Annotated in this window: 26 protein-coding genes; 19 read left to right on the forward strand and 7 right to left on the reverse strand. The window is 57.0% G+C overall.

Annotation, left to right across the window (positions count from 1 at the left end):
• Positions 1 to 204: 204 nt before the first annotated feature.
• Complete coding sequence (locus ACP90_RS14330; protein ID WP_062488710.1) at positions 205 to 861, reverse strand: protein-L-isoaspartate(D-aspartate) O-methyltransferase; 657 nt, start codon at positions 859 to 861, stop codon at positions 205 to 207.
• A 171-nt stretch (positions 862 to 1,032) separates the two neighbouring features.
• Between ACP90_RS14330 and ACP90_RS14335 the strand changes: the two genes are divergently transcribed.
• The 10 genes from ACP90_RS14335 to ACP90_RS14380 all read left to right on the forward strand — a co-directional run bounded on the left by ACP90_RS14335 (position 1,033) and on the right by ACP90_RS14380 (position 9,502).
• Complete coding sequence (locus tag ACP90_RS14335) at positions 1,033 to 1,326, forward strand: septum formation initiator family protein (RefSeq protein WP_022998567.1); 294 nt, start codon at positions 1,033 to 1,035, stop codon at positions 1,324 to 1,326.
• Positions 1,327 to 1,501: 175 nt separating this feature from the next.
• Positions 1,502 to 2,551 carry a pyruvate dehydrogenase (acetyl-transferring) E1 component subunit alpha gene (gene pdhA / locus ACP90_RS14340; RefSeq protein WP_022998568.1) on the forward strand — a complete coding sequence of 350 codons (1,050 nt, stop codon included), beginning with the start codon at positions 1,502 to 1,504 and terminating at the stop codon, positions 2,549 to 2,551.
• Positions 2,552 to 2,565: 14 nt separating this feature from the next.
• Positions 2,566 to 3,963: a pyruvate dehydrogenase complex E1 component subunit beta gene (locus ACP90_RS14345; RefSeq protein WP_022998569.1), complete on the forward strand. Its 1,398-nt coding sequence runs from the start codon at positions 2,566 to 2,568 to the stop codon at positions 3,961 to 3,963.
• A 16-nt stretch (positions 3,964 to 3,979) separates the two neighbouring features.
• Positions 3,980 to 5,329: a pyruvate dehydrogenase complex dihydrolipoamide acetyltransferase gene (locus ACP90_RS14350; protein WP_062488711.1), complete on the forward strand. Its 1,350-nt coding sequence runs from the start codon at positions 3,980 to 3,982 to the stop codon at positions 5,327 to 5,329.
• 72 nt (positions 5,330 to 5,401) lie between these two features.
• On the forward strand, positions 5,402 to 6,850 hold the full coding sequence (lpdA, locus tag ACP90_RS14355; RefSeq protein ID WP_062488712.1) for a dihydrolipoyl dehydrogenase: 1,449 nt from the start codon (positions 5,402 to 5,404) through the stop codon (positions 6,848 to 6,850).
• Positions 6,851 to 7,031: 181 nt separating this feature from the next.
• A complete protein-coding gene (locus tag ACP90_RS14360) occupies positions 7,032 to 7,280 on the forward strand; it encodes a GlsB/YeaQ/YmgE family stress response membrane protein (RefSeq protein ID WP_022998572.1) in 249 nt (82 codons plus the stop codon).
• A 32-nt stretch (positions 7,281 to 7,312) separates the two neighbouring features.
• Positions 7,313 to 7,552, forward strand: coding sequence for a GlsB/YeaQ/YmgE family stress response membrane protein (locus ACP90_RS14365; RefSeq protein ID WP_022998573.1), 240 nt, complete (start codon positions 7,313 to 7,315; stop codon positions 7,550 to 7,552).
• A complete protein-coding gene (locus tag ACP90_RS14370) occupies positions 7,549 to 7,989 on the forward strand; it encodes a thioesterase family protein (RefSeq protein ID WP_062488713.1) in 441 nt (146 codons plus the stop codon). The genes ACP90_RS14365 and ACP90_RS14370 overlap by 4 nt, the downstream gene beginning before the upstream one ends.
• A gap of 56 nt (positions 7,990 to 8,045) precedes the next feature.
• The gene (gene lipA / locus ACP90_RS14375) at positions 8,046 to 9,020 is read left to right on the forward strand and encodes a lipoyl synthase (RefSeq protein ID WP_022998575.1); all 975 of its coding nucleotides are present in this window, start codon (positions 8,046 to 8,048) and stop codon (positions 9,018 to 9,020) included.
• Positions 9,021 to 9,049: 29 nt separating this feature from the next.
• Positions 9,050 to 9,502 carry a type II toxin-antitoxin system RatA family toxin gene (locus ACP90_RS14380; RefSeq protein ID WP_023014591.1) on the forward strand — a complete coding sequence of 151 codons (453 nt, stop codon included), beginning with the start codon at positions 9,050 to 9,052 and terminating at the stop codon, positions 9,500 to 9,502.
• An 18-nt stretch (positions 9,503 to 9,520) separates the two neighbouring features.
• On the opposite strand, the gene ACP90_RS14385 is transcribed toward ACP90_RS14380, so the two are convergent.
• From ACP90_RS14385 to ACP90_RS14405, 5 genes are all read right to left on the reverse strand, one after another.
• Entirely contained in the window at positions 9,521 to 9,955 is a 435-nt protein-coding gene (locus ACP90_RS14385; RefSeq protein WP_022998577.1) for a hypothetical protein, read from the reverse strand.
• A gap of 98 nt (positions 9,956 to 10,053) precedes the next feature.
• Positions 10,054 to 10,530: a hypothetical protein gene (locus ACP90_RS14390; RefSeq protein ID WP_022998578.1), complete on the reverse strand. Its 477-nt coding sequence runs from the start codon at positions 10,528 to 10,530 to the stop codon at positions 10,054 to 10,056.
• Between the two features lie 171 nt (positions 10,531 to 10,701).
• Positions 10,702 to 11,169: a hypothetical protein gene (locus ACP90_RS14395; protein WP_022998579.1), complete on the reverse strand. Its 468-nt coding sequence runs from the start codon at positions 11,167 to 11,169 to the stop codon at positions 10,702 to 10,704.
• A gap of 104 nt (positions 11,170 to 11,273) precedes the next feature.
• Positions 11,274 to 11,783, reverse strand: a complete 510-nt coding sequence (locus ACP90_RS14400) for a CinA family protein (RefSeq protein WP_062488714.1) — start codon at positions 11,781 to 11,783, stop codon at positions 11,274 to 11,276.
• 6 nt (positions 11,784 to 11,789) lie between these two features.
• Positions 11,790 to 13,043: a bifunctional 2-C-methyl-D-erythritol 4-phosphate cytidylyltransferase/2-C-methyl-D-erythritol 2,4-cyclodiphosphate synthase gene (locus ACP90_RS14405; protein ID WP_062488715.1), complete on the reverse strand. Its 1,254-nt coding sequence runs from the start codon at positions 13,041 to 13,043 to the stop codon at positions 11,790 to 11,792.
• A 170-nt stretch (positions 13,044 to 13,213) separates the two neighbouring features.
• On the opposite strand from ACP90_RS14405, the gene dusB reads away from it, so the two are divergent.
• The 9 genes from dusB to hflX all read left to right on the forward strand — a co-directional run bounded on the left by dusB (position 13,214) and on the right by hflX (position 25,051).
• Positions 13,214 to 14,218, forward strand: coding sequence for a tRNA dihydrouridine synthase DusB (gene dusB / locus ACP90_RS14410; RefSeq protein ID WP_062488716.1), 1,005 nt, complete (start codon positions 13,214 to 13,216; stop codon positions 14,216 to 14,218).
• 8 nt (positions 14,219 to 14,226) lie between these two features.
• Complete coding sequence (locus ACP90_RS14415) at positions 14,227 to 15,366, forward strand: nitrogen regulation protein NR(II) (RefSeq protein ID WP_035909465.1); 1,140 nt, start codon at positions 14,227 to 14,229, stop codon at positions 15,364 to 15,366.
• Between the two features lie 2 nt (positions 15,367 to 15,368).
• A complete protein-coding gene (ntrC, locus tag ACP90_RS14420) occupies positions 15,369 to 16,808 on the forward strand; it encodes a nitrogen regulation protein NR(I) (protein WP_022998584.1) in 1,440 nt (479 codons plus the stop codon).
• Between the two features lie 381 nt (positions 16,809 to 17,189).
• Positions 17,190 to 19,454, forward strand: coding sequence for a PAS domain-containing sensor histidine kinase (locus ACP90_RS14425; protein WP_062488717.1), 2,265 nt, complete (start codon positions 17,190 to 17,192; stop codon positions 19,452 to 19,454).
• Positions 19,444 to 20,811, forward strand: coding sequence for a sigma-54 dependent transcriptional regulator (locus ACP90_RS14430; protein ID WP_022998586.1), 1,368 nt, complete (start codon positions 19,444 to 19,446; stop codon positions 20,809 to 20,811). Before ACP90_RS14425 ends, ACP90_RS14430 begins: the two co-directional genes overlap by 11 nt.
• Positions 20,812 to 20,861: 50 nt before the next feature.
• Positions 20,862 to 22,238, forward strand: a complete 1,377-nt coding sequence (trkA, locus tag ACP90_RS14435; protein WP_022998587.1) for a Trk system potassium transporter TrkA — start codon at positions 20,862 to 20,864, stop codon at positions 22,236 to 22,238.
• Positions 22,239 to 22,341: 103 nt separating this feature from the next.
• A complete protein-coding gene (locus ACP90_RS14440; protein ID WP_062488718.1) occupies positions 22,342 to 23,205 on the forward strand; it encodes a D-amino-acid transaminase in 864 nt (287 codons plus the stop codon).
• Between the two features lie 187 nt (positions 23,206 to 23,392).
• Entirely contained in the window at positions 23,393 to 23,650 is a 258-nt protein-coding gene (gene hfq / locus ACP90_RS14445) for an RNA chaperone Hfq (RefSeq protein ID WP_173006241.1), read from the forward strand.
• A 120-nt stretch (positions 23,651 to 23,770) separates the two neighbouring features.
• Positions 23,771 to 25,051 (forward strand): GTPase HflX, encoded by a 1,281-nt coding sequence (hflX, locus tag ACP90_RS14450; protein WP_062488719.1) that lies wholly within the window; start codon positions 23,771 to 23,773, stop codon positions 25,049 to 25,051.
• 40 nt (positions 25,052 to 25,091) lie between these two features.
• Here hflX and mazG read toward each other — a convergent pair whose 3' ends face one another.
• Positions 25,092 to 25,913: a nucleoside triphosphate pyrophosphohydrolase gene (gene mazG / locus ACP90_RS14455; protein WP_062488720.1), complete on the reverse strand. Its 822-nt coding sequence runs from the start codon at positions 25,911 to 25,913 to the stop codon at positions 25,092 to 25,094.
• Between the last annotated feature and the right edge of the window lie 72 nt (positions 25,914 to 25,985).

The raw sequence follows: 25,985 nt of genomic DNA on the forward strand, positions 1-25,985 counted from the left end.
CGAGGGCGCGGACCCGAGCAGGGGCCAGCCCAAAATCGCACTGAAAGTGTGGTTATCCGGAGGGCCGAGGAGTTCGCGATGGACGAGCTGGTGGCCCCAAGCCAGAGTAACTTCCTGTTTTACAGAGTTTTTCTGTAACAACGCTTGAACCAATAGCAGAGGCCGCCGGGATACCTGATGTTGGCGGTTGACACCCGACAGACATCAGCTCGCATCCGTCCATCCATCGGCGCCCACCAGAGGTACGTAGGCGACAGCACCGAGATTGTCTGTTTTGAACTCGGTTTCGGAAAGCCTTTCGATCCGGATGAGATCTTGCTGCCGCTTTGACTTGCCAACCGGAATCACCAGTCGACCGCCTACCTTGAGTTGCTTTTTGAGAGAATCGGGAACAGCCGGCGCTCCCGCCGCAACTGCGATGGCATCGAAAGGGGCTTCCGGCGGACAGCCAAGTGTTCCGTCGGCGCAAATAACCTCGACGTTCCTGCAACCTGCCTGTTTCAGATTTTCCCTGGAAAGGCTGACGAGCTCCTGAAGTCGATCTACCGAAATGACTTTGTGAGCGAGGTTTCCAAGCACAGCAGCTGCGTAACCAGAACCTGCCCCGATCTCCAGAACCTTCGCGTTTTCGCCGATTTCAAGCAGTTCGCAAGTGAGAGCCACAACATAGGGCTGGGATATTGTCTGGCCATATCCGATGGACAAGGGCCCATCCCAGTAGGCTCGGTTTAGCTGGCTGTCCGGAACAAAGATATGGCGCGGCACACTGGCCAAGGCGGCCAGAACCCGTTTATCGCTAATACCGCGCCTGCGCAGTTGCTGCTCAACCATTTCTGCGCGTGCGGTCGTCCACTGATCCATGGGCTGCTCTCGCCGGACACAAATTTACCGTGCATTTGATTGGCTGTCTCAAGACTCTATTAAACCTAAATCCGCATAGTGAGAGAACCAAGAGGCCAGTGTATCAGCGTTAAGGTCCAAAGAGTGCCCCGAGCAGCTACCCGTCAGCGAAAACAGTCATTTCTCCGTCGATTGATCACGCCTGCAATCGCCATTGCTGCGCTTGGTTATTTTGGCTTCCATGCGATGAGCGGTGAGCTCGGTATGGTTGGCCGAGCAATGATCGAGCGTCAGGTTTCCGAACTTGAAGGTGAATTGGCTGTCTTGACCGCACAGCGTCAGGAGCTCGTCTCAAGGGTTAGTCTGCTTCGGCCGGAGAGCCTCGATCCTGATATGCTCGATGAGCGCGCAAGGCTCAATCTCAACCTGGTGCATCCTGACGAGCTGGTTGTTCTCAGGCCGGGGCACCGTTACAGTATGAACTGAATTTCAGTTGATTTTGCTGCATTAACAATAATCTGGTTAAATATAAAATTCTGTAGTATTAACAATGCTTTGATGCTGTTGTTGCAGTGCGAGATGCGTGGATTGGATTGACAGACCCAACCGGATAAGTTGCTCCTACCTATCTTAGGGGAAACGTCACGCCGAGATGAGGGTTATGGCCACAGCATCAAAGACCACTTCCGCTAGCTCCAAGAGCACCAGCCGGACACGCAGCTCCGCCAAGAAGGCGCAGCCTGCGATCGCCGAGTTCGATAAGGACGAAGAACTTCACGCTTACCGCGAAATGCTTCTGATCCGACGTTTTGAGGAAAAAGCCGGGCAACTGTACGGTATGGGCCTCATCGGCGGGTTTTGTCATTTGTATATCGGACAGGAAGCTGTCGTCGTCGGTATGCAGATGGCCAAGAAAGACGGCGATCAGATGATCACCGGTTACCGGGATCATGGCCACATGCTGGCAATGGATCTCGATCCGAAAGGCGTGATGGCGGAACTGACCGGTCGTCGCGGTGGCTTGTCGAAAGGCAAGGGCGGCTCCATGCACATGTTCTCCAAGGAGAAGCATTTCTATGGCGGCCATGGCATCGTCGGTGCGCAGGTGTCGCTTGGCACCGGCCTCGGGTTCGCGAACAAATACCGTGAAAACGGCAACGTTGCGATGGCCTTCTTTGGCGACGGTGCGTCCAACCAGGGTCAGGTCTACGAGAGCTTCAACATGGCCGAGCTGTGGAAGCTTCCGGTCGTTTACGTGATCGAGAACAACAAGTACGGCATGGGCACCAGCGTTGCCCGCGCCTCCGCCACCACAGATCTTTCCCAGCGCGGTGCTTCCTTCGGAATTCCGGGCAAGCAGGTCGACGGTATGGATGTGCGCGCAGTCAAGGCAGCCTCCGCAGAAGCGCTGGAATGGTGCCGTGAAGGCAAGGGGCCGTTCATTCTTGAAATGATCACCTACCGCTACCGCGGCCACTCCATGTCGGATCCGGCGAAATACCGCTCCAAGGACGAAGTCCAGAAGATGCGGACCGAACATGACCCGATCGAACAGGTGCGTGCGCGCCTCATGGACAAGGGTTGGGCTTCCGAAGACGACCTCAAGGCCATCGACAAGGATGTGCGGGCCAGGGTCGCGGAAGCTGCCGAATTTGCACAGACGGATCCGGAACCGGATGTATCTGAACTCTACACCGACATTCTGCTCTAAGGCCGGGGGACAACATGCCGATTGACATTTTGATGCCGGCGCTTTCGCCGACTATGGAAGAGGGCAAGCTCGCCAAGTGGCTGAAGGCCGAGGGCGACACCATCTCTGCAGGCGATGTGATCGCCGAAATCGAGACCGACAAGGCTACCATGGAAGTGGAAGCGGTTGATGAAGGCACGCTTGGAAAAATCCTGGTTGCCGAAGGAACCGACAACGTCAAGGTGAACGCGAAGATTGCGGTTCTGCTGGCCGAGGGCGAAGACGCCAGTGCCATCGACGCCGCAGCTTCCGCGCCTGCCGCTGCTGCGGCCCCTGAAGCCCCTGCGGCTGCAGAAGCCTCGAGCGCACCGGCAGTCGCCTCCGCTCCGACGCCTGCTGCTCCTGCACCAGAAACTGCTGACGATCCGGAAATTCCGGCCGGTACTGCAATGAAGTCCTCCACCGTTCGCGAAGCTTTGCGTGATGCGATGGCAGAGGAAATGCGCCGTGATCCGGACGTCTTTATCATGGGTGAGGAAGTCGCGGAGTATCAGGGCGCCTACAAGATCACCCAGGGCCTGCTGGACGAGTTTTCCGCAAAGCGTGTCATCGATACGCCGATCACCGAGCACGGCTTTGCCGGCCTTGGCGTCGGGGCAGCGATGGCCGGTCTGAAGCCGATCGTCGAGTTCATGACCTTCAACTTCGCCATGCAGGCGATTGACCAGATCATCAACTCCGCCGCCAAGACGTTGTACATGTCCGGCGGTCAGATGGGTGCCCCGATTGTCTTCCGTGGACCAAACGGTGCCGCGGCGCGTGTAGGTGCCCAGCATTCGCAGGATTACGCTTCCTGGTACGCCCACGTGCCGGGCCTTAAGGTGGTCCAGCCGTATTCGGCTGCGGATGCAAAAGGCCTTCTGAAGGCAGCAATTCGCGACCCGAACCCGGTCATCTTCCTGGAAAACGAAATCCTCTACGGTCATTCCTTCGAAGTCCCGGACATGGACGATTTCGTTCTGCCGATCGGCAAGGCGAAGGTGGAACGCGGCGGAACGGACGTTACGCTGGTTTCCTGGGGCATCGGCATGACCTACACCATCAAGGCGGCTGAAGAGCTGGCCGGAATGGGGATCTCGGCCGAGGTCATCAACCTGCGCACCATTCGTCCGCTGGATATCGACACAGTGCTGGCGTCCGTCCGCAAGACAGGCCGGATCGTGACGATCGAAGAAGCCTTCCCGATGTGCTCCGTTTCATCGGAAATCGCCTACCAGGTTCAGGAAAAGGCGTTCGACTATCTCGACGCACCGATCCTGCGCGTGACCGGCAAGGACGTTCCCATGCCTTACGCTGCAAACCTGGAAAAGCTGGCTCTGCCGAACGTTGGTGAAGTCATCGATGCGGTCAAAGCCGTAACCTACACCGCCTGAGGCCAGGGAGACGGACATGCCAATCAATATTACCATGCCGGCCCTTTCTCCGACCATGGAGGAGGGCAACCTGGCCAAATGGCTGGTCAAGGAAGGCGATCAGGTTTCGGCCGGCGATGTAATCGCCGAGATTGAAACCGACAAGGCGACCATGGAAGTGGAAGCGGTTGACGAAGGCACCGTCGGCAAGATTGTCGTGCCTGCGGGAACCTCAGGTGTGAAGGTCAACGAACTGATCGCCGTACTTCTGGAAGACGGTGAAGATGCCAGTTCCATCGACACCTCCGGTGGATCGGCGGCACCTGCTTCTTCATCGGGAGGCGACAAGGCTCCGGCTGTGCCGGAAAGTGCGCCGGCGATCGAGGTCGGGGCAAAGGCGGCAACGGATCCGGTTCCGGCTCCCAAAGCCGCTGACGGAAACCGCATCTTTTCGTCCCCGCTGGCTCGCCGTCTGGCTCAGCTCAACGGTCTCGACCTGAAAGCACTTTCCGGTTCCGGTCCGCATGGCCGCATCGTAAAGCGCGACATCGAGGCAGCTCTTGCTGCAGGTACAGGCAAGGCAGCGCCCGCCGCTGCTGCTGCGGAAGCACCGAAGGCAGCCGCGGCACCGGCCATGGCAACCGGCCCGTCCGCGGATCAGGTTCTGAAACTGTTCGACAAGGACAGCTACGAACTCGTGCCGCATGACGGCATGCGCAAGACCATTGCCAAGCGTCTCACCGAGTCGAAGCAGACCATTCCGCACTTCTATGTGTCCGTGGACTGTGAACTCGACGCTCTTCTGGCTCTTCGGGCACAGCTCAACGATGCTGCCGCCAAGGACAAGGAAGGCAAGCCGGCCTACAAGCTTTCGGTCAACGACATGACCATCAAGGCTCTGGCTCTGGCCCTGCGCGATGTCCCTGATGCGAACGTCTCGTGGACCGACGATAACATGGTCATGCACAAGCATGCCGATGTTGGTGTCGCCGTTTCCATCCCGGGTGGCCTGATCACGCCGATCATCCGCCGGGCGGAAGAAAAGCCTCTTTCCGTCATTTCCAACGAGATGAAGGATTACGGCAAGCGCGCGAAAGAACGGAAGCTTAAGCCTGAAGAGTACCAGGGCGGTACCACGGCAGTCTCCAACATGGGCATGATGGGCGTGAAGAACTTCTCGGCCGTCGTCAATCCGCCGCATGCGACCATTCTAGCTGTCGGCGCCGGCGAAAAACGCCCTGTCGTCAAGAACGGCGAACTGGCTGTTGCCACGGTGATGAGCGTGACGCTTTCGACCGACCACCGCTGCGTGGACGGTGCGCTTGGCGCCGAGCTTCTTGCCGCCCTCAAGGGCTACATCGAAAACCCGATGAGCATGCTTGTTTAAGCCTCATCTCCGGCGCGGCGGCAACGCCGCGCCGTTTTCAATCGATGACTTCATTCGCCGGGGAAATACACCATGGCTGATACCAATTACGACGTGATCATTATCGGCTCAGGGCCGGGTGGTTACGTGACCGCTATTCGTTCTGCCCAGCTGGGCTTCAAGACTGCGATCGTTGAACGCGAACACCTTGGCGGCATTTGCCTCAACTGGGGTTGCATTCCGACGAAGGCCCTCCTGCGTTCTGCAGAAATTCTGGACCACGCCAACCATGCCAAGAGCTTCGGGTTGACGCTGGAAGGCTCCATGAAGGCGGACGTCAAGGATGTCGTTGCGCGCTCGCGCGGCGTTTCCGCTCGGCTGAACGGTGGCGTCGGTTTCCTCATGAAGAAGAACAAGATCGACGTGATCTGGGGCGAGGCCAAGCTCACCAAACCGGGCGAAGTCAAGGTCGGAAAATCTTCCAAGCCCGTTGTCGAGCCGCAAAATCCGGTTCCGAAAGGCGTGAAGGGTGAAGGCACCTACACCGCCAAGCATATCATCGTGGCAACTGGTGCGCGTCCGCGTGCTTTGCCTGGCATTGAACCGGACGGCAAGCTTATCTGGACTTACTTCGAGGCCATGAAACCGGCCAAGATGCCAAAGTCGCTGGTGGTTATGGGGTCGGGTGCGATCGGGATCGAATTCGCGTCTTTCTATCGATCCATGGGCGTCGATGTAACGGTTGTCGAGCTGATGGCCAACGTGATGCCGGTCGAAGACGAGGAAATCTCGAAATTCGCGCGCAAGGCTCTGGAGAAGCGTGGCCTGAAGATCATAACCGAAGCAAAGGTGACCAAGGTCGACAAGGCGGCAGATTCGATTACTGCCCACGTGGAGACCAAGGATGGCAAGGTCAGCCAGATTAAGGCTGATCACCTGATTTCCGCTGTCGGCGTTCAGGGCAACATCGAGAATATCGGTCTGGAAGCGCTCGGCGTGAAAACCGACCGAGGCTGTGTGGTCATTGATGAGTATGGGCGCACCAATGTGCCCGGCCTCTATGCCATTGGCGATGTCGCCGGTCCGCCAATGCTTGCCCACAAGGCTGAGCATGAAGGCGTGATTTGCATCGAGAAGATTGCAGGTGTGCCTGGTGTTCACGGGATGGATCATCGCAAGATTCCGGGCTGCACCTACTGTAACCCGCAGGTTGCCTCCGTCGGGCTGAGCGAAGCAAAGGCGAAGGAACAGGGCCGCGACATCCGCGTTGGCCGGTACATGTTCAACGCCAACGGCAAGGCCATCGCGCTTGGCGAAGACAACGGCATGATCAAGGTTATCTTTGACAAAAAGTCCGGCGAGCTTCTCGGTGCGCATATGTGCGGTGCAGAAGTGACCGAACTCATCCAGGGCTTTGTCGTCGCGATGAACCTCGAGACTACCGAAGAAGAGCTGATGCACACGATCTTCCCGCATCCGACCTTGTCGGAAATGATGAAGGAAGCTGTGCTGGACGCCTACGGCAAGGTGCTCAACGCCTGATCCCATTTGGTCTCGGCGCAAAACAGCGCCGGGGCCGCTTTCCATTTGCCGTACTCTGGATCTGCAAGCAGTGAAAGAAATGCGCAGGCCTGAAGGTTGACCAGGACATCAACGCTGGACGCTTTTTCTGAAACGGGTAACGTGAAACCGTCTGAGAAAAGGCTGAAAGGAGCCGTCAGTCATGGATGTAAAAGCAATTTTGATCTGGGTTGCAATCGGCATTATAGCCGGTTGGCTTGCAAGCGTCGTCGTTGGCGGCGGTGGTCTGATCCGTTACCTCGTCAGCGGTCTCATTGGCGCATTTGTCGGTGGTTTCCTGTTCAAGCTCGCAGGTATCAACGTCAATTTGGGCAATGCCTACGTCAATGAAATTGTCGTGGCGGCTGTTGGAGCAATTGTCGTTGTGCTGCTTGCGCGACTGATCGCCTGACGAATTGAATTTTCTGGAAATAGGAGTCCGCGATGGGGTGGATCATCACAATCATCATCGGCCTCATTGCGGGCGCCGTTGCTCACCGGGTGCTGAACAGTCGCGGAGGTTTTCTTGGCAGCCTCGTTGTCGGCCTTGTCGGGGCACTGGTTGGCGGTGAACTCGCATCGCTGCTCAACCTGCATGTGACAGGTGGTATTCTCGATCGTCTGATTATCGCGGTTCTGGGCTCTATCCTGTTCCTATTCATCTGGAAGAAAATGTTCAAGTGAGCACAAATCCGGACGAATTCGAGAGCCTGGAGGCTTTTGTTCTCAGGACAGGCGACAAGCTCCGTTATGGTGATACGGACCGGCAGGGGCACGTCAACAATGCCGTGTTCGCCACTTTTCTGGAAACCGGCCGCGTTGAATTGCTCTATAATGAAGCGCTGGCTGACCAAGGCGCAGCTTTTGTGATCGCGCGGCTGGAGCTGGATTTCCTGGCGGAAGTCAACTGGCCGGGCGAAGTGGAGATCGGCACAGCCGTGCTTGACGTTGGTCGCAGCTCGTTCAAGCTGCTCCAGAAGGTTTTTCAGAATGGAAAGCCGGTTGCGCAGGCGGTGACCGTCATCGTCCAGATGAGCGAGAGCACGCGAAAGTCTCAACCGCTGTCGGAACGTGCACGCGAGCGGCTTCAGGAACTGACCGGTCCTGCGCTAAGCACATAGCTGGCTCAACGCTAATCCGTCTTGACCTTTCACCGGAATAACGACACTTAAGGCCCATGGTTACGATCGTCGACACGCTCAATCGCCCGCAGCAACAATCCGAAGCGCGCCCGCGCCACCCGGAAAAGGCTCACCGTCCGGACAATCCGATACAGCGCAAGCCGCACTGGATCCGTGTCAAGGCGCCGACATCGCCGGTCTACCGCGAAACGCAGAATGTCGTGCGCGAGAACAATCTCGTTACGGTTTGCGAAGAGGCGGGATGCCCGAACATCGGTGAATGCTGGTCGAAGAAGCATGCCAGCTTCATGATCCTTGGTGATACCTGTACGCGTGCCTGCGCCTTCTGCAACGTGCGTACGGGCATGCCAGGGCCAGTCGACCCGAAGGAAGCCCAGGGTGTTGCGGATGCCGTTGCCGCAATGGGGCTCGAGCACGTGGTGATTACCTCCGTCGACCGGGACGATCTGGACGATGGCGGTGCACAGCATTTCGCAGATGTGATCAATGCCATTCGCAAGACCGCGCCATCGACCACGATCGAGGTTCTGACGCCTGATTTCCTGCGTAAGGACGGTGCTCTGGAGATTGTCGTGGCGGCGAAGCCCGATGTCTTCAATCACAACCTTGAGACAGTGCCGTCGAAATATCTGACCGTTCGACCCGGCGCGCGCTATTTCCATTCGATCCGCCTTCTTCAAAAGGTCAAGGAACTTGATCCGGAAATGTTCACCAAGTCCGGGATCATGGTCGGGTTGGGTGAAGTGCGCAACGAAGTGCTGCAGCTGATGGACGACCTCCGGGCCGCCGATGTCGATTTCCTGACGGTCGGCCAGTATCTGCAACCTTCCAAGAAGCACCATCCGGTCGTTTCCTTCGTGACGCCGGAAGAGTTCAAAGGCTATGAGCGTATTGCTTACGCCAAAGGTTTCCTGAAGGTGTCGGCAAGCCCGTTGACGAGGTCGTCTCACCACGCTGGTGAAGATTTCGCGGATCTTCGCGCCGCGCGCAAAGCAAAGCTCGGCCACTAACGCCAAAGCAACAGGACACTGGACACCGTATGCCCAGTTTTTCATCCGACCACAAAGTCAACCACAAGGCGGACGAGATGTTCCGACTTGTTGCCGACGTAGAGCGGTATCCCGAATTCGTGCCGTTGTGCCAGGATCTTCATGTGCGCGGCCGCAAGGAGCTGGATGGTGGCCGGACGGTACTGGTGGCCGACATGACGGTTGCCTACAAGCTGTTCAAGGAAACCTTCACCAGCCGCGTTGAACTGCGCCCGCAGGACAGGACGATTTTGGTTGAGTACCTGGACGGCCCGTTCAAGCACCTGGAAAACAAGTGGACTTTCGAGGATGCAGGCGAGGGCAGCTGCAACGTCGGTTTCTATATTTCCTACGAATTCCGCAGTCGGACGCTCGGCTCTCTGATGGGCGTTATGTTCGAAAAGGCCTTCCGAAAGTTTTCAAGCGCCTTCGAAGCTCGCGCGGACCAGGTTTACGGGACCTGATTAAGCAGCCTTTTGGGCCTACTTGAACTGCTTGAAGGCGTCGCGAATGATGCGGATACGGCTCGATTGCATGTCGAGGGGCTCTGCCTGGCGACGGATTTGCTCGATTTCCTTCTTCTTCAACCCGAGACTTTCGAGCGTTGCGAAGGATGTATAATCGGTACAGACGGGCGTGCGGCTGGAGCCGACATTCTCTTCGACCACGAGGTTTCTTCCGGCAGCAGCTTCTTCTTCCGTCCAGATAACGGTGTTCGAGGATACCCAGAAAGTGCGGTCGCAATATTGGGCCTGGTAGTAGCCCTCTTTCGGTTTTGTCAGAATTTCATGAAATCCGGTGAACGTACCGTTGGAATACTGGGACCTGATATAAAAGTCGCTCTGAGCGTGAGCTACGCCGGCAAAGGTAGTGCCAGCGGCCGTCAAAGCAGCGAAGAACGCGAGGGCGCGTTTCATGTCAGGGTCCTTTTTTCTGCGCGTTTATGTCACCTGTTCCTGTTGAAAGTCTAAGCTGACCAGCTTACCCGAGCCTTACCAGCCCGGTGCCGGCTTTTTTAGTTGCCGTGATATGACTTGGCAGCGTTGTCGCCGTCCGTTGTTTTGAACGCTTCGCGAATGACCGCGAAACGGTTTACCCGCTTTACCGACGACCCGTCATTTTGAACGACAAGTCTCGGATCATCCTGTACGCCGAGGTCTTCAAGCGTCACCTGTTCTTCAGGATGATCGCAAATCGGCCGCCAGCCCTTGCCCCGATTGAACTCCACCCGAACCTTGTAATCCTGCTGCACTTCAAGCTGCGTCCAGGCGACTGTCGCATAGCGTACAAAGTAGGATCTGCCACAATACTGAACTTCCACCAGCCCGTCCGCCATCCGGTCATAGATGCGGTGGGAGCCGCGGAACAGCTGATTGCCGTCGCGCGAAATAATGTAGGTATCACCCGGTTTCGGCGTGTTGTTGCCGGCCTGCGCATTGGCGCACGCAAGGGCGAGGGCACTTCCTGCAAGAAGCGCACGTTGGATTAACATATCCCGTTCCCTTTACCGCGAAATCATTTCGCGAGTTGGTTCCTGCTTACGGTGACCATACGGCAAGTGTTTGTAAAAGTGATTTCGTAAGGGAAATGAGTTTGATTAAAACTTTAAAAGCACTGATTTTGTTGACGAAATATCGAATATCTGTCCAGAAGCGACCGGTTTTTAGCGTGTGTGATACGTGCTGTGGGCTTCTTCGGCGCTATTGCTCTGGAACATTGCGCCGATCGCAGAAAGCCTGCTTTGTGGGGCCGAAGTCTCATCTGGAGCGGCCAGAAGATCGTGCGCGCTCATTGTGACGCCGATGTCCTCAAGACTGACCTGTCGCTCGGGATTGCCGCAAATCGGACGCCAGCCACGGCCAAAATTGAATTCCACCTGAACTTTGTTGCCGCGTTCGGTTTCCACTTGCGTCCAGGCGACCGAATGGCTGCGTACAAAATAGCTGCGCTGGCAATAAGAGACCTTTTTCAATCCGCGGGCGTTTTCCGTGAACAGCTTGTGACTGCCCACAAAGTGTCCGCTGCGATCGCGTGAAATCAGGTAAAAATCGCCAGGCTGAGGTATGGCACCTGCAAAAGCGGTGGAGCCTGCGCACAAAAATGCAGCCAGAATGGTCGCTGGTTTAATCATAAAGGTTCTGATCTTGAGTTACGTTGAGGTCAAGTTGTCTGGAATATACATATGACCAAGCGGAAGCCCAGCGCGAACTCCCATGAGCGTTAATGAGCATTTACTCAGGAAATTGCATTTAAAATCGATGTGAGGGCAGTTCTGACGGTGGCAAGCCGGATCGATTGCCGGCCGTTGTCTGCAAACCAGCAATGGAGATGATCCGTCGGGCGATCCTTTGCCGCAACGGCAATATGGACAGTGCCAACCGGCTTTTGAGGACTTCCGCCACCTGGTCCAGCGATACCCGTTACAGAAACTGCTACATCCGCACTGGATCGGGCGAGCGCTCCTTCTGCCATGGCAATCGCGACTTCCTTGCTGACGGCCCCATGCTTTTCGATAAGGTCTTTCGGAACGCCCAGCATTTCGTTCTTTGCTTCATTGGAGTAGGTCACAAACCCCCGGTCCACGGCGGCCGAAGATCCCGCGATCTCCGTAAGTGCTCCGCAAATCAGGCCTCCGGTGCAGGATTCTGCCGTCGCTACCATTTTCTTGGCGGCAATGAGCCCGTCCAGCACAGCAATTGACAGAGGCGCAAGCTCTTCCAGGTTGTTTGGAGATGTCTCGGTCATGGATTTCTAGTCCTCGTCCTGAAAAGGAAGACGCACAGTCACACTGGCCAGGGCCGCGATACCTTCCTTGCGGCCTGTAAAACCCAGGCGCTCGGATGTCGTGGCCTTGACCGAGATCCTCGAAACAGGCACGGCGCAAATCCTGGCAATCGAAGAGCGAATTGCCTCGCGGTGGGGGCCGATCTTCGGTTCCTCACATACGATGGTGACGTCGACATGCGCCAGTCTTCCTCCGCGTTCAGACAAACGGCGCATGGCGTCCAGTTGAAACTGGTCAGAAGAGGCACCTTTCCACTGCGGGTCGCTTGGAGGGAAATGCTGGCCGATATCGCCATCGCCAATGGCACCAAGCGTTGCGTCCGTAATAGCGTGCAGCACGACATCCGCGTCTGAGTGACCTTTCAGCTTGCTGGAGTGGGGAATGGCTACTCCGCCCAAAATGACGGCATCGCCATCTTCAAAGGCGTGAACGTCGTATCCGATCCCGGTTCTGACATCGGCAAGTTCTGAAAGCGGCAACGGGGAGGCGGGGGTAGTCGACATCAGTTGTAACTCGGCCTGTTGTTCTGCACGACGGAGGTCGGCGGCAGTTGTGATCTTGAATGCAGCGGGGTCGCCCTCCGTCAGGACAATGGTCATCCCGTCCCATTCCGCAAGGCCGGTGTCGTCAGTAAAATCGAGTTTTCCCGCAGCTACCGCCTTTTCATGCGCCTTGAGTATGCGCTGCAAGGGAAAGGCCTGTGGCGTCTGCGCTGCCCAGAGCCCGGCTCTGTCAACGGTTTCCAGCGAACGACCCGATTGATCGGCTCTTTTTAACGTGTCGGCCACAGGCAGGGCGGCAAGTACGCCTTCGTTTTCTACCTGCAGTCGCTCAAGCAATCTGTCGATCACGGAAGATGGGAGGAACGGCCGTGCTGCGTCGTGGATCAAAACGTAATCAAATCCTTCGAGGGCGAGGGCCTTCAATCCTGCCAGGACCGATTGCTGCCTGGTGGCACCACCGTAGACTGCCGGCCCGATCTTGGACGCTGTTTCAGTGGAGGCCGCTCTTGCTGCTTCAGAGAAATGGTTCACGTCGTCAGGGTGAATGACGGTTACGAGACGGTTGATCCGGGGGTGATTCCCGAGAGCATCCAGTGTATGGCTCAGCACAGGACGGCCAGCCAACGGCCTGTATTGCTTGGGTAAAGCATTGTCGGAGCCCGCAAGACGGGTGCCACGCCCTGCGGCAACGACAAGGGCGGCAGCGGTTTTTGTCATTAACGGGCTCCTCGTGCTCTGCATCAAACCGTCAGCTTTGAACCGTCTTTACCTAGGAACCTGTTCGGACCGCAAATTTTGACTTGTTGCATTGCGAAACTTGTCTACAATATAGGCAATTATGAATCTGCACAGTCAATAAGCAGAAAAGAGACGCTGTGTTGCCGTCTATGAAAACACTCACGATTGGCCGGTATCAACTCGCAAACCCGGCCGTGCTCGCGCCGATGTCCGGCGTGACCGATCTCCCTTTCCGCCGGCTGGCTGCCAGATACGGCGCCGGCATGGTCGTCAGTGAAATGGTTGCGAGCGAATCCTTCGTCAAAGGCGACGCCGAAACGCAAATGCGTGCGGAGGCTCAGGACAAGGGTCTTCATGTCGTTCAGCTTGCAGGGCGTGAAGCTCGCTGGATGGGGGAGGCCGCCAAGGTCATCGCTGGTCTTGGTGCCGATGTAATCGATATCAACATGGGCTGCCCCGCTAAAAAGGTGACATCCGGATACTCCGGTTCCGCACTGATGCGGGATCTCGACCATGCCCTGACGCTGATTGATGCGACAGTAGCAGCGGTTGATGTACCCGTCACTTTGAAGATGCGCCTTGGCTGGGATGACAAGAACCTGAATGCACCAGAGCTGGCCCGTCGTGCGGAAGCAGCCGGGGTGCAGCTCATCACCGTTCACGGGCGCACCCGATGCCAGTTCTACAAGGGCAAGGCCGATTGGCGTGCGATAGCAGCTGTCAAGGACGTTATTTCGGTTCCCCTGATCGCCAATGGGGATTGCAAGAGTGCTGAAGATGCCTTGCGTATGCTTGAGCTTTCCGGCGCGGACGGCGTGATGATCGGCAGGGGCGCATATGGACGTCCCTGGTTGCCGGGCCACATCGGACATTTTCTGGCAAGTGGCGAACAGCTCGACCCACCAACGGGAACAGAGCTGGCGGAGCTTGTGGTGGAGCACTACGAGGCCATCCTCAACCACTACGGTGAGCGGCAGGGTGTTCGCATCGCGCGCAAGCATCTCGGTTGGTATCTGGACGAGACAACGTCTGATGGCGCGGCCGACATCCCTGGATCTGTCCGCAAAACCCTTATGACTTCCAATCAGCCGTCGGAGGTTATCCGCCTCGCAAGCGACTGGCTCTCTTCCTCGAACAAACGGACAGCAGCTTGAAGGACATCATGTCTCAGACAGGCCGTACGGCCGCGCTTGCCAGTGACGGGCCGACTATACTGGATGCCTTGCCACACCCGGTGCTTCTGGTTGCACCGGACGGCGTGATCGAGTCTGCCAACATGGCCGCGGAAATTTTCATGCGGTCCAGTGTATCGGTGCTCCGTCGCCATCCAATCAGCGACTTTGTTCCTTTCGGGAGCCCCTTGCTGACCCTGATCGAGCAGGTGCGCGAACGCAGCGCGCCGGTCAACGAATACAAGGTCGACATCGGTTCTCCGCGCATCGGAGCGCCGAAGGTGGTCGATATCAACGCTGCGCCGGTATCGGAGCGGCCGGGGGCTGTGGTTCTGATGTTCCAGGAACGCACCATGGCGGAAAAGATCGACCGGCAGCTGACGTCCCGTGGAGCCGCCCGCACCGTGACGGGTCTTGCCGCCATGTTGGCGCATGAGATCAAGAACCCGCTGTCAGGAATTCGCGGCGCGGCCCAGCTTATAGAGCAGTCGGTGCCAGCCGAAGACCGGGCGTTGACGCGTCTGATCATGGATGAGACCGACAGGATCGTGAAGCTGGTCGACCGGATGGAAGTTTTTTCAGACGAACGACCGATCGAAAGAGAGCCGGTCAATATTCACGTGGTTCTGGACCACGTGAAGCGCTTGTCGGATTCCGGCTTTGCCCGCGGCAAACGCATTGTGGAGATTTATGATCCGTCGTTGCCTCCGGTTTATGCCAACAAGGATCAGCTGATTCAGGTTTTTCTGAACCTGATCAAGAACGCCAGCGAAGCGATTGGCGATGATCCTGATGGTGAAATTCGCGTTTCGACGGCGTTTCGGCCGGGTGTTCGGCTGTCTGTTCCCGGTACCGACGAAAAGGTCAGCCTGCCGTTGGAGTTCTGTGTTCAGGACAATGGACCGGGCGTTCCGGAAGACCTTCTTCCGCATCTGTTTGAGCCGTTTATCACGACAAAGACCAATGGCTCAGGCCTTGGTCTAGCACTCGTTGCCAAGATCATTGGTGACCACGGCGGTGTCATCGAATGTGACAGCCAGCGCCAGAAGACAGTTTTCCGCATTCTGATGCCCGCATTCACGGGTGACAGCACAGCTTCGTCCGACCGGACCAGCAGAGGAACCGAGTAACCATGCCGACGGGCACGATTTTAGTTGCAGACGACGACGCAGCCATCCGCACCGTTCTCAACCAGGCCCTGTCCAGGGCAGGTTATACGGTGCGGCTGACTTCCAACGCCTCAACCCTCTGGAGATGGGTCTCATCCGGCGATGGCGATCTTGTGATCACCGACGTGGTCATGCCGGACGAAAATATCTTCGACGTGCTGCCACGCATGAAAAAGATGCGGCCGGAGTTGCCGGTTCTGGTCATGAGTGCGCAGAACACCTTCATGACGGCCATCAAGGCCTCGGAGAAGGGGGCGTATGAATATCTGCCCAAGCCGTTCGACCTGAAAGAGCTGACCAGTATTGTTCAGCGCGCACTGGAAGAGCCGAAGAAGCGGCCGGCTGTCGATCTAGATGATGCGGGCGAGGGGATGCCTCTTGTGGGGCGGTCTCCCGCCATGCAGGAGATTTACCGGGTTCTAGCACGGTTGATGCAGACCGACCTGACGGTGATGATCAACGGCGAATCTGGTACCGGCAAGGAACTTGTCGCAAGGGCGCTTCATGATTACGGCAAGCGGCGCAACGGACCGTTTGTTGCCATCAACATGGCGGCCATTCCACGAGACCTCATCGAAGCCGAGTTGTTCGGTCACGAGAAGGGCGCCTTTACCGGAGCACAGAACCGCAGCTCCGGCCGGTTTGAACAGGCCGATGGCGGTACATTGTTTCTGGACGAAATCGGCGACATGCCGATGGAAGCTCAAACTAGGTTGCTGCGCGTCTTGCAGCAGGGCGAATACACCACTGTCGGTGGTCGCACTCCGATCAAGACGGACGTCAGGATCATTGCTGCCACCAACAAGGACTTGCGGCACCTGATCAACCAGGGCCTCTTCCGCGAAGATCTTTATTTCCGACTGAATGTGGTTCCAATCCGCCTGCCGCCGTTGCGCGAGCGCGTCGAGGACATTCCGGATCTGGTGCGGCACTTCTTTACGCTCGTTGAAAAAGAGGGGCTGCCGGCAAAGCAGATCGACCAGGGCGCGCTCAATCTTCTGCGCCGGTATCGCTGGCCTGGAAACGTGCGCGAGCTGGAGAACCTCGTTCGTCGTTTGGCTGCGCTGTATCCGCAGGACGTGATCAGCGAAAACCTGCTGGAGCAGGAGTTGAGTCAGCCTTCGGTCTCGCCGATGGAAGAGGAATCCCAGGAGACCGTCAATCTCGGTGGATCGGTAGAGCGTTATCTATCCGGCTATTTTGACACGTTCGGCGATGCCTTGCCGCCTCCCGGTCTCTATCACCGCATCCTGAGGGAAGTGGAGTATCCTTTGATCAGCGCAGCATTGGCGGCGACGCGCGGTAACCAGATCAAGGCGGCAGAGCTTCTCGGGGTCAACCGAAACACATTGCGCAAGAAGATCCGGGATCTCGACATCCAGGTGATGCGGTCCACCCGATAGTTTTTCACGACGGGGCGGCAAATTGATGCGGTCAGGCCGAATGGTCTGGCCGCTTTTTTGTTCCAGGTGCAGGTTGTCGTGACGAGTGATATTCTGATTCACGGTGTGGGAAACCACTAAGGAGCGATTTTCGTCCTCAATATCAGCCTGGTTTCATGGGATCATCTGAAATTAAATTTCAATTTCAGACGGGGCTTTCATTTTGTGAGTGTCGTAAAAAGAGTAACGAATTCAGCAGTGTGCGATAAAGTGATTACCTGTCCACCGCAAATTTTCTGCGCCTCTTCTGGTCTGTCGCAATTTCGCAACATTGTGTGATAAGTTTGCCGCAAATACAGCAAGACAGTCCGCATTTGGCGAGCTGAAATCAAAAGAGACCGAATGATACTGGAAGCAGTACAAGAACCCGCCGCTCAATCCAGCGCCGCAGGCAAATTCTGGCGGCGCGTGGGTCTTGCGATCATTCTGCTTGCCCTCGTTTCCATCGGTGTCACCTTCGTTATCCTGATGGGGTTGACGTCCATCGATCCCACGCGGGAAGTCATCATGGTCGCAATGACCATAAATGGTGCGCTCGCGGCAATTCTCGTGGGTGTTATAGCCTTCGAGATCCTGAAGTTGTGGCAAGCGCGGCGGCGTGGACGGGCTGCTGCTCGCCTGCACGTTCGGGTCGTGGCCCTGTTCAGCGTGGTTGCTGCTGTGCCGGCCGTTCTCATGGCCATTCTGGCAGCGATTACGCTGGACCGCGGCCTTGATCGCTGGTTCGAGGACCGGACGCGTCAGATCATCGACAACGCCCTGACCGTCGCTCAGGCCTATCTTCAGGAACATGCCAGAGTTCTGCGCGGCGACCTGATCGCCATGACCAACGATATCGACCGGGCGAAGGCGGTTTATGAATTCGAGCCGACCCGTTTCGATCAGTTCTTTGCCACGCAGGTTTCCCTTCGCGGTATCCTCGCGGCCTTTATCCTGAACGAGAACGGCGAGGTGGTCACCCGCGTCGTTATAGATCCCAACGCGGAAGTGCCGCTGCCGCCTGCCGACAGTTTCTTCAAGGCAAAATCCGGGGATCCGATCCTGATCGCACCGGGAAGTTCCAACCTCGTCGGCGGTGTCATGAAATTGTCCGCCTATGACAATTTCTATCTCTATGCCGTTCGCGCCATCGACCCGCGTGTTGTCGAATATCTGCGTCTTGCCGAGACGGGTGCTTCGCAATACCAGCAGATGGAGAATAGCCGCTTTGGTGTCCAGGTGGCCTTTGCTCTGGTCTATCTCGGTGTTGCGCTGGTGTTGCTCTTGTCGGCGATCTGGATAGGTTTCGGGTTTGCCAATCGGCTTGTATCGCCGATCCGAACGTTGATTTCGGCGGCGGACGAGGTGTCCAAAGGCAATCTCGTCGTCAAGGTTCCGACCGAGAAATCCGGTGGTGACCTCGCCAACCTGGGCGAAACCTTCAACAAGATGACCGGTCAGCTTCTCGGGCAGCGTGATGCGCTTCTGGCGGCAAACGAACAGATCGACCGCCGTCGCCGCTTCAACGAAGCGGTTCTGTCCGGAGTGTCCACCGGCGTCATTGGCGTTGACGATGAAGCCTCGATCATGCTGATCAACCGCTCCGCCCTGGAATTGCTGCAGCTGGATGAAGTGCAGATCCTCAACAAGTCTCTGATCGAGGTGGTGCCGGAGCTGAACGACTGCATTTCCGATGTCTTGAAGAATGACAGTGACAGGGTTCCGGAATCACAGATCGAGATCACGCGGGGCGGACGCCTGCGTACGATCAACGTGCGTATAACGAGGGAGCAGTCTACACGGCGTGAGCATGGTTTTGTGGTGACGCTGGACGACATTACAGATCTGGTTTCGGCACAGCGCAATTCGGCTTGGGCGGATGTTGCCCGGCGCATCGCGCATGAAATCAAGAATCCGCTGACACCGATCCAGCTCTCGGCAGAACGCATCCGTCGCCGCTACGGCAAACGCATCGAGGAGGACCGGCAAGTCTTCGATCAATGCATCGACACCATTGTTCGGCAGGTGGGCGATATCGGCCAGATGGTGGACGAGTTCTCGTCCTTCGCCCGTATGCGCAAGCCAACGAAGACATCTGGAGATCTGCGCGAGGCGGTGCGCGACGCGGCGTTCATGCAATCGGTGGCAAATCCGGAAATCAGTGTTACCGCGGATGTTCCGTCCAGTCCGGTAACGGCTGTCTTTGACGCGCGCCTGGTTGGCCAGGCCCTGACCAATGTGGTCAAGAATGCCGCGGAGGCGGTGAGTGCGCGTATCGGAGACGATTTGCCCAAAGGCAAGGTGACCGTGCATTTGCGCGGTGAACTGGAAGACGGCAGCGGCCGGATCGTGATTGATGTCATCGACAATGGCATCGGGCTGCCGGAAGAAAATCGCAGCCGGCTTTTGGAACCCTATATGACAACCCGGGAGAAGGGGACGGGCCTTGGCCTTGCCATCGTCCGCAAGATCCTGGAAGACCACGGCGGTGGCATCGAATTGCTCGACGCGCCAAAAACCAACCCAGAGGACACGGGCACGCTCGTTCGACTGACATTGGCAGCACATGCCGAGATCGAGCCGGAGACCGACCTGCAAAACCAGACTGTGACTGCCCATGGCGCATGATATTCTTGTCGTAGACGACGAAACCGATATTCGCGAAATGATTGCCGGCATCCTGGATGATGACGGTTATGGAACGCGAACCGCGCACGATTCAGACAGCGCCCTGGCCGCAGTGAAGGAGCGCAAGCCTTCGCTGGTCATTTTGGATATCTGGTTGATGGGAAGCCGCCTCGACGGCCTGGCCCTGCTCGATATCTTCCGTGAAACGGATCCAGAAATGCCGGTCGTGATCATCTCCGGTCACGGCAACATTGAAACAGCGGTTTCTGCCATCAAGCGCGGGGCCTACGATTACATCGAAAAGCCGTTCAAGGCAGACCGGCTGGTTCATATCGTCGAGCGCGCCCTGGAAGCTTCCAGCCTGAAACGTGAAATCCGCGATCTGAAGCAGCGCAGCGGCGAAACCAGCGAAATCATTGGCAACTCCTCGGCAGCTCACAACCTTCGGCAAACCATCCAGAAGATTGCGGGAACGAACAGCCGTATCCTGATCGTCGGTCCTTCCGGTGCGGGCAAGGAGCGTGCTGCCCGGATGATCCACGACATGTCGCCGCGAGCCAAAAGCCCGTTCGTTGTGCTGAACGCTGCAACCATCACGCCGTCTCGGATGGAAGAAGAGCTCTTCGGTATCGAGGATGAAAACGGCAATCTGCGCAAGATTGGTGCGCTGGAAGAAGCGCATGGCGGTACGCTTTACCTCGACGAAGTCGCCGATATGCCTGCCGAGACCCAGGGGAAAATCCTGCGGGTCCTCGTTGAGCAGAGCTTCGCCCGTGTTGGCGGCACCCAGAAGGTTCAGGTCGACATTCGCATCCTGTCCTCGACATCGAAAAACCTCGAGGAACACATTGCGTCGGGACTGTTCCGGCAGGATCTCTACCACCGTCTGAGCGTGGTTCCCCTGCGTGTGCCTGGCCTTGCAGAACGGCGTGAGGATATTCCGGTATTGGTGCATCACTTCATGCACCAGATTTCCGGTGCTTCGGGCATTCCGCAAAGGCCTATCGGTGATGACGCCATGGCGGTTCTGCAAACGCATGACTGGCCGGGCAACGTGCGTCAGCTACGCAACAACGTCGAACGCCTGATGATTCTGAGCCGCGGCGATCCGGACAGCACCATCACCGCGGATTTGCTGCCAGCGGAAATCGGAGAAACTCTGCCGAGCCTGCCCACGTCAGGTACGGGAGAACACCTGATGTCCGTGCCTCTGCGCGAGGCCCGGGAGATCTTCGAGCGTGAATATCTTCAGGCTCAAATCAAGAGATTTGACGGGAACATCTCGCGGACTGCCGAATTTGTCGGTATGGAACGGTCTGCGCTTCACCGGAAGCTGAAAACCTTGGGCATGACCTGAGGCACTTCGGGAAGCGATAGGTAACGGCAAGGCGGGAAAGGGATCTTTCCATGAAAATCGTGATTTGCGGCGCGGGGCAGGTGGGCTACGGCATTGCCGAGCGTCTGGCTGCGGAACAGAACGACGTGTCTGTGATCGATTCTTCTCCGCAACTGATCAACGCCATTGGCGATCAGCTGGACGTGCGTGGCTTTGTCGGGCATGGCGCGCATCCGGACGTTCTTGCACAGGCCGGGGCCGAAGAGGCCGACATGATTGTTGCCGTCACGCTTTATGACGAGGTCAACATGGTGGCCTGTCAGGTGGCGCATTCGCTCTTCAACGTTCCCACAAAGGTCGCCCGTATCCGGGCGCAGTCTTATTTGCAGGGGCGCTGGCGCAATCTGTTTTCGCGCGATCACATGCCGATCGACGTGATCATCTCGCCTGAAATCGAAGTTGGCGAGATGGTACTGCGCCGTCTGGCGCTTCCAGGCGCTGTCGAGACTGTCCGGTTTGCCGACGACCAGGTTGTTGTCGTCGGGATCATGTGCGAGGAGGACTGCCCGGTGGTGGACACTCCCTTGCGCCAGCTTACCGAACTCTTCCCGGACCTTGGGGCCGTTGTCGTCGGCCTTTATCGCAATAACAGGCTGTTTGTTCCAAAGAGCAGTGATTCCATTCTGACGGGTGATCTTGCCTATGTGGTTGCCCGCCGCGACCAGGTTCGCAGAACGCTGAGCATTTTCGGACACGAGGAACCGGAAGCAGCCCGTGTCGTGATTTGCGGTGGTGGCAACATCGGGCTCTATGTCGCCAAGGCACTTGAACAGCGTCAGTCCGGAACGAAGATCAAGCTTATCGAAGCCTCCCGTGAGCGGGCGATGGCTGTTGCCGATGAGTTGAAGCGATCGGTCATCCTGCATGGCAGCGCGCTGGATCAGACGATCCTGAATGAAGCCGATGCCGGCGATGCCGATACCATGGTGGCTCTTACCAATGAGGATGAAGTCAACATTCTGTCTTCCGTCATGGCGAAGAAGCTAGGCTGCAAACGCTCCTTGTCGCTGTTGAACAATCCGAGTTACCCGGCTTTTGCCAATGCGCTGGGGATTGATGCGTTTATCAACCCGCGAGCCGTAACAATCTCTCGTATTCTCCAACACGTCCGACGTGGTCGTATCCGCGGCGTTCATTCGCTTCAGAACGGGGCTGCGGAAATTGTCGAGGCGGAGGCGCTGGATACGTCGCCGCTGGTCGGCAAGCCGCTTAGGGTTATCGATCTGCCGTCCGGTATCCGCATTGGTGCGGTTTTCCGCGGCGGCGAGGTGCTTACGCCTAATGGTGACCTGCAGATTCAAGCGCAAGACCGTATCGTGATCTTCGCGGTTGCGAACCGGGTGCGCCAGGTAGAACAGATGTTCCGCGTCAGCCTTGACTTCTTTTAAGGCTGAGTGGCTTCTTTCTGGCCTTGCTTTTGTCTGACCGAAAGGTCAAAACTTTCAAAAATACCAATCGGTTCGTTTCGAACCGTCCTGTTCTGGAGGAACCATGAGCCGGATTGCCTATGTCAACGGCCAGTATGTGCGTCATGCCGATGCTGCGGTGCATGTTGAAGACCGCGGTTATCAGTTTGCCGATGGCGTTTATGAAGTCTGTGAAGTCTGGCAGGGCAAGATCGTCGACGTTCCGCGCCATCTGGACCGCCTTGGCCGGTCCTTGAATGAGCTGCGCATAGACTGGCCAATGGCTCGTAACGCCGTGAAATTCGTGCTGCATCAGGTCGTCCGTCGGAATCTTGTTCGCAACGGACTGGTTTATATTCAGGTGACGCGGGGTGTTTCCAAGCGCGATCACTTCTTCCCGCCGGCGCATGTTGCACCGTCGATCGTGGTGACCGCCCGTTCGTCCAGCCCGACTGCTGCCAAGGCACAGGCCGAACAGGGTATCTCGGTGTTCAGTTATCCGGAAAACCGTTGGCCGCGCGTTGATATCAAGACCGTTGCGCTTTTGCCGAACGTGCTGGCGAAACAGAACGCCAAGGAACAGGGCGGCAAGGAAGCCTGGTATGTGGATGCCGACGGCAATGTCACCGAAGGCGGATCGACCAACGCCTGGATCGTTACCAAGGAAGGCGTTTTGGTCACCCGGCCGGCCGAGAGCGGGATCCTGCGCGGTATCACACGCGCCGTGGTTCTTGATCTCGTCCAAAAGGAAGGGCTGACGTTTGAGGAAAGACCGTTTAGCCTTGAGGAAGCTTTCGATGCGAAGGAAGCTTTCGTCACGGCAGCGACGACTGTCGTGATGCCTGTGACACGTTTGGACGGCAGGATTATCGGAAACGGTCATCCTGGATCGGTGGCAACCCGATTGCGCGAATTGTTCCATACTGCTACTGATTTGCAGGCGGTATGATTCGATTGGCCTTATTGGGTCGAAAGTACGAAACTATTTTAGACCGAGGCAGACGGTCTTGACTGGTGGGCTATACGAAAAGCGGGCGGTGCGTCAAACATTAGTCATTGATACTGAACGGCTTTTGACGGTAGGCTGCTGAAACGCCGGATGCTCGGCCGCATCCGGGGCAAATAGGATAAAAAGACTGATGGCTGAGCGCGCACAAAATCTCCAAGACACTTTTCTTAATCACGTTCGCAAGCAAAAAACTCCTCTGACGATTTTTCTGATCAACGGTGTGAAATTGCAGGGTGTCGTTACCTGGTTCGACAACTTCTGCGTTCTGCTGCGTCGTGATGGGCATTCCCAGCTGGTTTACAAACACGCGATTTCCACAATTATGCCAAACGGACCTGTTCAACTGTTCGATCAGGCTGAGGAAAACGCTGAAAAGGCAAGCTGATTGAAACCGAAGTCTCGCGCAGACGATTTTTCTAAATCCAACGGTTCCGAGGAACCTGGCCAGAAATCTCTAAGGTTGAAAGATACTGGGGTAGACCGTCTGCCCCAGCCCTTCCGTGCGATGATTCTGGAGCCGGTTCTGCAGTTGCGTGGCGAGTCCGCGCAGACAGAACTTCGCGGCAATCGCAGCCCGGAAGCGCGGCTGGAAGAAGCCCTCGGTCTGAGTGCTGCCATCAATCTCAATATCGCGCATTCCGGCGTTGTCCGGGTCAACAATCCCAAGCCTGCAACCCTTTTTGGCGATGGCAAGGTTGCCGAGCTTGCCGGGATCGTTGCAAGCGAGGACCTGGACCTCGTTGTCATAGATCATCCGCTCACCCCGGTTCAGCAGCGCAACCTTGAACGCCGGCTGAAGACCAAGGTCATCGATCGCACAGGTCTTATCCTTGAGATCTTCGGCGACAGGGCCCGCACCAAGGAAGGTCGGCTTCAGGTCGATCTGGCGCATCTGACCTGGCAGAAGAGCCGTCTCGTCCGCTCCTGGACCCACCTCGAGCGCCAGCGCGGCGGCGCCGGTTTCATGGGCGGTCCGGGTGAAACCCAGATCGAGTCCGACCGGCGCCAGATTCAGGACCGGATCATTGCGTTGCAGAAACAGCTGGAACAGGTTCGCCGGACGCGTGACCTGCACCGCAAGAAACGCAAGAAAATCCCGCAGCCGGTTGTTGCGCTGGTCGGTTATACCAATGCCGGTAAATCGACGCTTTTCAATCGGATGACCGAATCTGACGTTTTTGCCAAGGATCTTCTGTTCGCCACGCTCGATCCGACCTTGCGCAAGGTAGCCTTGCCGCATGGCAAGGAAGTCATCCTGTCGGATACGGTCGGATTCATCTCCGATCTTCCGACCCATCTGGTCGCCGCATTCCGGGCGACGCTGGAAGAGGTGCTTGAAGCGGATCTCATTCTGCATGTGCGGGACATTTCGCATCCGGACACCGAAGCGCAGGCAGAAGACGTCAAGAAGACGCTGACTGATCTTGGTGTTGACGCGTTGACAGGCGCGCCGATCATCGAAGTCTGGAACAAGATCGACTGCCTTGATCCGGCTTACCGCGAAAAGTTGCTGGAAGATGCCGGTGAAGAGGGGCCGATTGCCCTTTCCGCGCTGACCGGCGAAGGGATCGAGCAGCTTTATGCCCGTGTCGATGCTTTCATGGCGCAGCACGACGACATCCTGACCGTGAAGATCCCCGTTGCCGATGGCGCTTTGCTAGCGAAACTTTATCAGATGGCAGAGGTGCTGGAACGCACCGATGCCGAAGATTTCGTAACAGCGGAAGTGCGCGTTTCCGACAAGCAACGTGGCCCGTTTCGCGAGCTTTATGCCGCTTATCTTTAGCTAGTCGGATAGAAAGCCGGAACGAGCCGAGCAGGGGGAACTATTTGTTCTTCGCGGCCTGCCAGGCAGCTTCCATCTCATCCAGCGTCATCGCTTCAAGTGTCGTGTCCGTTTTCACTGCATGAGCTTCAATGGCTGCAAAACGCATGCGGAACTTCCGGTTTGTGCGCCTGAGAGATTCTTCCGGATCGATGTCCAGATGCCGGGCGAGGTTTGCAAGCGCGAACAACGTGTCGCCGAGTTCGTCGGAGATCCGGTCTTTGTCCGGAACGGATTTGGCAAGTTCTTCGTCGAGTTCGTGGGTTTCTTCTCTGATCTTGTCCAGAACCAGTCTGGCATCGTTCCAGTCAAAACCAACCCTTGAAGCCCGTCGCTGCAGCTTTTCGGCTTCCTGAAGAGCCGGAAAGGCGGTCGGGACGTCGTCGAGAAAGCCCTTTTGCGCTTCTTCCATGCCGAGCGCTTCCCTGGCGGACCTCTTTTCCGCTCGTTCTTCAGCCTTGATCCGTTCCCAGATACCTTTGACCAGCTCCGGTTTTTCTCCGTTTTCGTCACCGAAAACATGGGGGTGCCTGCGGATCAGTTTTTTTGTGATGGCTTCGACCACATCGCCAAAGTCGAAGTGGTCGTCTTCTTCAGCCATGCGTGCATGGTAGACGACCTGAAGCAACAGATCGCCGAGCTCCTCGCGCAGTTCCACCAGATCGTTTTTGGCAATGGCGTCCGCAACTTCGTAGGCCTCTTCCAGCGTATAGGGCGCGATGGTCGCGAACGTCTGTTCCAGATCCCAGGGACAACCGGTCACAGGTGTTCTGAGCGCTGCCATGATTTCGATAAGGCGGGAAATGTCGCGGCTGGGAGTCATGGAGTGGAAACATCCTGTCTGCTTGTCATCCGGATGATGCCTTTTGGCATATCCGGAATGACAAGTGGAGAG

Origin of the sequence: Labrenzia sp. CP4, from assembly GCF_001579905.1 — a bacterium.
Lineage (GTDB): Bacteria > Pseudomonadota > Alphaproteobacteria > Rhizobiales > Stappiaceae > Roseibium > Roseibium algicola.